Source organism: Candidatus Sulfotelmatobacter sp. (assembly GCA_035498555.1).
Classification (GTDB): Bacteria; Eisenbacteria; RBG-16-71-46; order RBG-16-71-46; family RBG-16-71-46; genus DATKAB01.
In genome coordinates this window covers 1-5,193 of the sequence record DATKAB010000029.1, presented here as the reverse complement: position 1 = coordinate 5,193, position 5,193 = coordinate 1, and the positions used below count along the sequence as shown (strand labels likewise).

Annotated in this window: 6 protein-coding genes; 4 read left to right on the top strand and 2 right to left on the bottom strand. The window is 66.6% G+C overall.

Going from position 1 to position 5,193, the window contains the following annotated elements; all coding sequences use genetic code 11:
• From VMJ70_03075 to lipA, 4 genes are all read left to right on the top strand, one after another.
• Positions 1 to 384 (top strand): iron-sulfur cluster assembly accessory protein (locus VMJ70_03075; protein HTO90092.1); only part of this gene is annotated, 384 nt, incomplete at its 5' end.
• A 4-nt stretch (positions 385 to 388) separates the two neighbouring features.
• On the top strand, positions 389 to 820 hold the full coding sequence (locus VMJ70_03070; protein HTO90091.1) for a DUF2203 domain-containing protein: 432 nt from the start codon (positions 389 to 391) through the stop codon (positions 818 to 820).
• A 22-nt stretch (positions 821 to 842) separates the two neighbouring features.
• Positions 843 to 1,988, top strand: a complete 1,146-nt coding sequence (gene nadA / locus VMJ70_03065; GenBank protein HTO90090.1) for a quinolinate synthase NadA — start codon at positions 843 to 845, stop codon at positions 1,986 to 1,988.
• 2 nt (positions 1,989 to 1,990) lie between these two features.
• On the top strand, positions 1,991 to 3,046 hold the full coding sequence (gene lipA / locus VMJ70_03060) for a lipoyl synthase (protein HTO90089.1): 1,056 nt from the start codon (positions 1,991 to 1,993) through the stop codon (positions 3,044 to 3,046).
• A 22-nt stretch (positions 3,047 to 3,068) separates the two neighbouring features.
• On the opposite strand, the gene VMJ70_03055 is transcribed toward lipA, so the two are convergent.
• Positions 3,069 to 3,560, bottom strand: coding sequence for a hypothetical protein (locus tag VMJ70_03055; protein HTO90088.1), 492 nt, complete (start codon positions 3,558 to 3,560; stop codon positions 3,069 to 3,071).
• Between the two features lie 129 nt (positions 3,561 to 3,689).
• Positions 3,690 to 5,193, bottom strand: a 1,504-nt coding sequence (locus VMJ70_03050; protein ID HTO90087.1) for a M3 family metallopeptidase, incomplete at its 5' end; no start/stop codon positions are given.

Below are 5,193 nucleotides of genomic sequence, written 5' to 3'. Positions count from 1 at the left end.
TGGAATCTCCGGCCGCATGATCAGGGTTGTCCTCACTCGAGTTCAGGGAGCGAAACCGTGCTGACCGTTTCCGATGTCGCGAGCCGCAAGTTGGGCGAAATCCTTGCCGCGCAGGGTGAGCCCGTGGTTGGCCTTCGTGTTCACGCCATGGCGGGATGCTGCTCGGGGCCCTCGTACGGCATGTCGCTGGCGACCGAGTCGGCGCCCGGAGACTGGAGCGGCGAATTCGGCGGCGTGAAGCTGTTCGTCGACGCCGACAGTGCGCCGCTGCTCGAGGGCGCGAGCATCGACTACATCGAAAAGCCCCAGGGCGCCGGCTTCACGATCGAGAGCCCCAACGCCACCGCGCATCGCGGCGGTGGCTGCGCCTGCGGAGGTCACTGAAGTCATGCCGGCGGACATCCAGATTTTCACGCTCGAAGAGGCCAACGCGCTGGCGCGCGAGCTTCGACCGGGGCTCGTACGACTCCTCGAGCTCAAGGCCGAGCTCGATCGCGTCGAGGTGCGGATCGAGGTGCTGCGCTTGACGGTTTCCGCCGGCGGCAACGACCACAATCCCGAGGCGCAGGAGCTGGGCGAACTGCAGTGGCAGCGCGGAAAGATCGCCGGCAACATCTCGACCGAGATCCATCACATTCAGGAGACCGGCGCGCTGCTCAAGGACGTGGACCAGGGGCTGCTCGACTTCTACACCCTGGTCGGCGACCGGCTGGTCTTCCTGTGCTGGAAGCACGACGAATCCGAGATCACGCACTGGCACACGCTCGAGGCCGGATTCGCCGGCCGGCAGCCACTGACCAACATCAACGAGCTCGAGTAACGATTCACCGAAGGCTCACGCCATGACCGTCACGCTTCCACCGCTCGCTTCCGGCGCCCGGCCATTCTCGGAGTACGCGGCTCTCACCGCCGATGCGATCCGCGAGCGCACCTGGCTCGCGAAGCGCTCGCTCGGGCGTCGCGTGGTGATCCTCGGCCACCACTATCAGCGCGAGAGCGTGATGGAGTTCGCCGATCTGCGCGGCGACTCGCTCAAGCTCTCGCAGCTCGCCGCCGCGCAGGAGCGCGCCGATTTCATCGTGTTCTGCGGCGTCCACTTCATGGCCGAGTCGGCCGACGTGCTGCGCCGCCCGCACCAGACCGTGCTGCTGCCCGACCTCAAGGCCGGGTGCTCGATGGCCGACATGGCCGACCTCGAGCACGTCGAGGAGGCCTGGGACCGGCTGCTCGATCGGCACGGGGACACGATCCTCCCGGTGACCTACATGAACTCGACCGCGGCGCTCAAGGCCTTTTGCGGCCGCCACGGCGGCGTGGTCTGCACCTCGAGTAACGCGCGCGCCGTGCTGGAGTGGGCGTGGGCGCAAAAGCAGCGCGTCCTGTTCTTTCCCGATCAGCATCTCGGGCGAAACACCGCGTTCGCGATGGGCGTGCGGCTCGAAGAGATGGCGGAATGGGAGTATCGCGCGCACGATCTCGATACCGTGAATGCGCGGGCCTTCGCCGCCGACACGCGGCTGATCCTGTGGCGCGGCTGGTGCTCGGTGCACACCAAATTCCACCCCAGTCAGATCGACGAGGTGCGCGCGGCGGACCCGAACGCAAAGGTGTTGGTCCATCCCGAGTGCCCGTTCGAGGTCGTTCAGCACGCCGATCGCGTCGGCTCGACCGAGTACATCATCCGGCAGGTGGACCAGGCGCCACCCGGCACTCACTGGGCGATTGGCACCGAGATCCATCTGGTGCACCGGCTGGCGCTCGAGCACCCCGAGCAGGAGATCCATTCGCTGCAGAAGAACGTGTGTCCGTGCGCGACCATGAACCGCATCGATCCCGCACACCTGCTGTGGACGCTCGAGAATCTCGCCGAAGGGGTGGTGGTGAATCCGATCCGCGTTCCCGAGGAGGATCGCGTGCTGGCGAAAGCGGCGCTGGACCGCATGCTGTCGTTGAGCGCTGCGGCTGGTTCGACGATGTCGGGGGACTGAGCATGGGCGACGAATTCGTGATCCTCGACAACGGTGTACCCGGCGAAGAGCCCGCGCACCCTGAAATTCGCGTGCTGGGAGCCCCGCGACCCGCGGTGCCCCAGCGCCTCGAGGTGAAGCCGCGCTTCGGCGGGTGCGCCTCCGGCGCGGGCGTCGGGCTCGGCGCCGAACCCGGCGGCTTCCGGCGCCTGCCGCCGTGGCTCAAGGTCAAGTTGCCGGGAGCGGGCGAATACGCCGAGACCAAGTCTCTGCTGCGCGGCCAGCGGCTCGTCACCGTGTGCGAGGAAGCGCACTGCCCGAACCTCGGTCACTGCTGGGCGCGCGGTACCGCCACGATCATGATTCTCGGCGAGCTGTGCACGCGCCGCTGCGGATTCTGCGCGGTGTCGCCGGGGCGACCCAATGGCTACGTCGATTGGGACGAGCCGCGCCGGGTCGGCGAGACCGTCGCGGCCATGAACCTGCGCCACACCGTGATCACGTCGGTGGCGCGCGACGACCTGGCCGACGGCGGCAGCACCATCTTCGCCGCGGTGGTCCGCGAGATCCGCAAACGCTCCGACACGGTGATCGAGGTGTTGATTCCGGATTTTCGCGGAAACGCCGATGACTTGAGGCGCGTGATCGACGCCGGCCCCGAAGTGATCAATCACAACATCGAGACCGTCGAGCGCCTGCACCCGGTGGTGCGCCCAAGCGCGCGCTACGATCGTTCGCTCGAAGTGCTCCAGCGGGTGAAACAGTGGGGCGGCGGAATCAAGTCCAAGTCCGGGATCATGCTTGGACTCGGTGAGACCGACGACGAGCTGACGCAGACGCTGCGCGATCTGGTGGCGCACGGCTGCGACCTGCTCACCATCGGCCAGTACTTGCGGCCGAGTCCCAATCACCTTCCGGTGATCGAATACGTGCACCCCGACAAGTTCGCAGCCTGGGGCGAGACCGCGAAGGCGGTCGGGATCGGCAGCGTCGCCAGCGGCCCGCTGGTGCGCTCAAGCTTCCACGCCGACGAGCTGGCGGGCACGGTCCGGGCGGGAGAGAAGAGCAAAGCCGGCTAGTTCGCGCGGATTTCCGTCCGATCTACTGCGTCTTCACGATCTCCTGCCGCTTGGCCTGCACGCGCCATACCGCGCCGGAATCGTCCCGCAACTCGAGCACGACGTCGGCCTTGGTCCCGGGACTCCAGCGCGGACCCTCGGCGCCGCGGAATTCCAGCAGGGTCGCGCTGCTCGCGTCGTTCGCCGGCGCGGGCACGAAGTACCACGCCATCGATCCTACGATCACCCACGCAGCGCTCGCCTCGAGCCCCTTCGGAAGTGTCCCGCCCTTCAGGTCCGTCACGCGCAGAATCGCGGCGAGCGGCCGGCCGTCGGCCGGGCCCGGCGGCATGTAGTCGCGCCAAAGCGAGGTCGAGAGCCGGATGGTGGCGCCGCCGATCGCGACGGTCTCGGGCGCGGTCCGGACGTCCGGTGACGCCGGAATCAACGGCACGCCTGGATCGGTCGGCGACGCGTTGCGCGAACAGCTCGAGGCGAGCAGCGCGATCGCACCTGCCATCAGGATTCTTCGCATGACCTGCCTCCCTGCCGCCATTCACCCGGTCATGAGGCGGTGTGAAGTTCGCGAGCCGGAGGGGAGCCGGTGCTTCGACATCCTACACCCGAGGCGGCGGCCCGGTTCGCCCGCCGCCGCAAGTCCTTGCTAATTCACCTGCTGATCGAGCCAGGCGCGATACGCCTGCTCGTTGAATGGCCGGCCCAGAAAATCTTCGACCAGCTTGGCCGCCGGCTTGCTGCCACCGGGCTCGAGCACCGCGTGGCGGTAGCGGCCAGCGGTCACCGAATTGAGCAGGTCGGTCTTGTCGAACTGGCTGAACATGTCTTTCGCGATCACCAGCGACCACATGTACGTGTAGTAGACCGCCGAATAGCCGTCGAGATGGCCGAATGCGGTCTGGAAGTGCGTTCCCTCCACGAACGGGAAGGGCTGGTACTTCTCGGTCAACTGACGCGTGATCTCGGTGGTGTTGACCTGCGCCGGATCGCGATCGTAGTAGGTGAGCGAGGTGCGCGCGTACACCATCTGGCGCCGCACCTGCAGCGCCTTCCCGAACTCCTCCGCTCGCACCATCTTCTTCACCAGCTCGGCCGGCACCGGCTGACCGGTCTGGTAGTGACGCGCAAAGGTGGCGAGCACCTGCGGGTCGCGCATCCATTCCTCGAGCATCTGCGACGGCGCCTCGACGAAATCGCGCTCGGTGCGCACGCCGCCGACCCCCACCCACTGATGGCGGCCCGCGAACATCGCGTGCAGCAGATGGCCGAACTCATGGAAGAACGTGACCGCGTCTTCCTGCTCCATCAGCCCGGGATCGCCGGGGATGCCGCCGGGCAGGTTGCAGATCAGCGCCGATTCGGGAATCTGCCGGCCAGCGACACCGGTGCGAATCCGGAAATGCGCGGCGTGGTTGTATTTGTTGGGGCGCGGGTGCATATCGAGGTAGAAACGTCCCACTACCTTGCCGCCCTCGAGCATCTCGTAGCACTCGACCGACGGATCCCACACCGGCGCGTCCTTCACCTGGCGATAGGTGACGTTGAACATCTTGCTGGTCACGTCGAGCACGCCCTGTTTCACGCGATCGAACGGGAAGTAGGGGCGCAGCTGCTGCGCATCGAAGTCGAAGTCGGCCTTCCGCACCCGCTGCGACCACAGGCCCTGATCCCAGGCCTCCACCACTTTCGCCGTCGGCACGCTTTGCTGCTCTTTGTGAAGCAGCGTCTCGTATTCGCGCTCGGCGCCCGGCCCGGAGGCATCGACGATACGGTCGATGAAGTCCGACGCGTTCCTGGCGCTCCCCACCATCTTGTCGGCGGTGATGTAGTCGGCCCAACTGTCGTAGCCGAGCAGATGCGCCAGCCGCCAGCGCTTGGCGATCATGCTGTCGAGCACCGCCATGTTCATGGGATAGCCGCGATTGTTGTATTCCATGAACAGCTTCTTGCGCAGGTCTTCGTTCGTGGCGTAGTCGAACACCGGGTAGGCGTCCGGGTAGTCCACCGTAATCTTGATCTTGCCGTCGGCGCCGGGCTGGTGCTTCGCGATGTAGTCGGCGGGGAGTCCATCCAGCTCGGCGGCGCTGCTGACGGTCACCGAGCGCAGATCACTGCGGATGTTCCTGGCGAAACTCTGTCCGACCTCGACC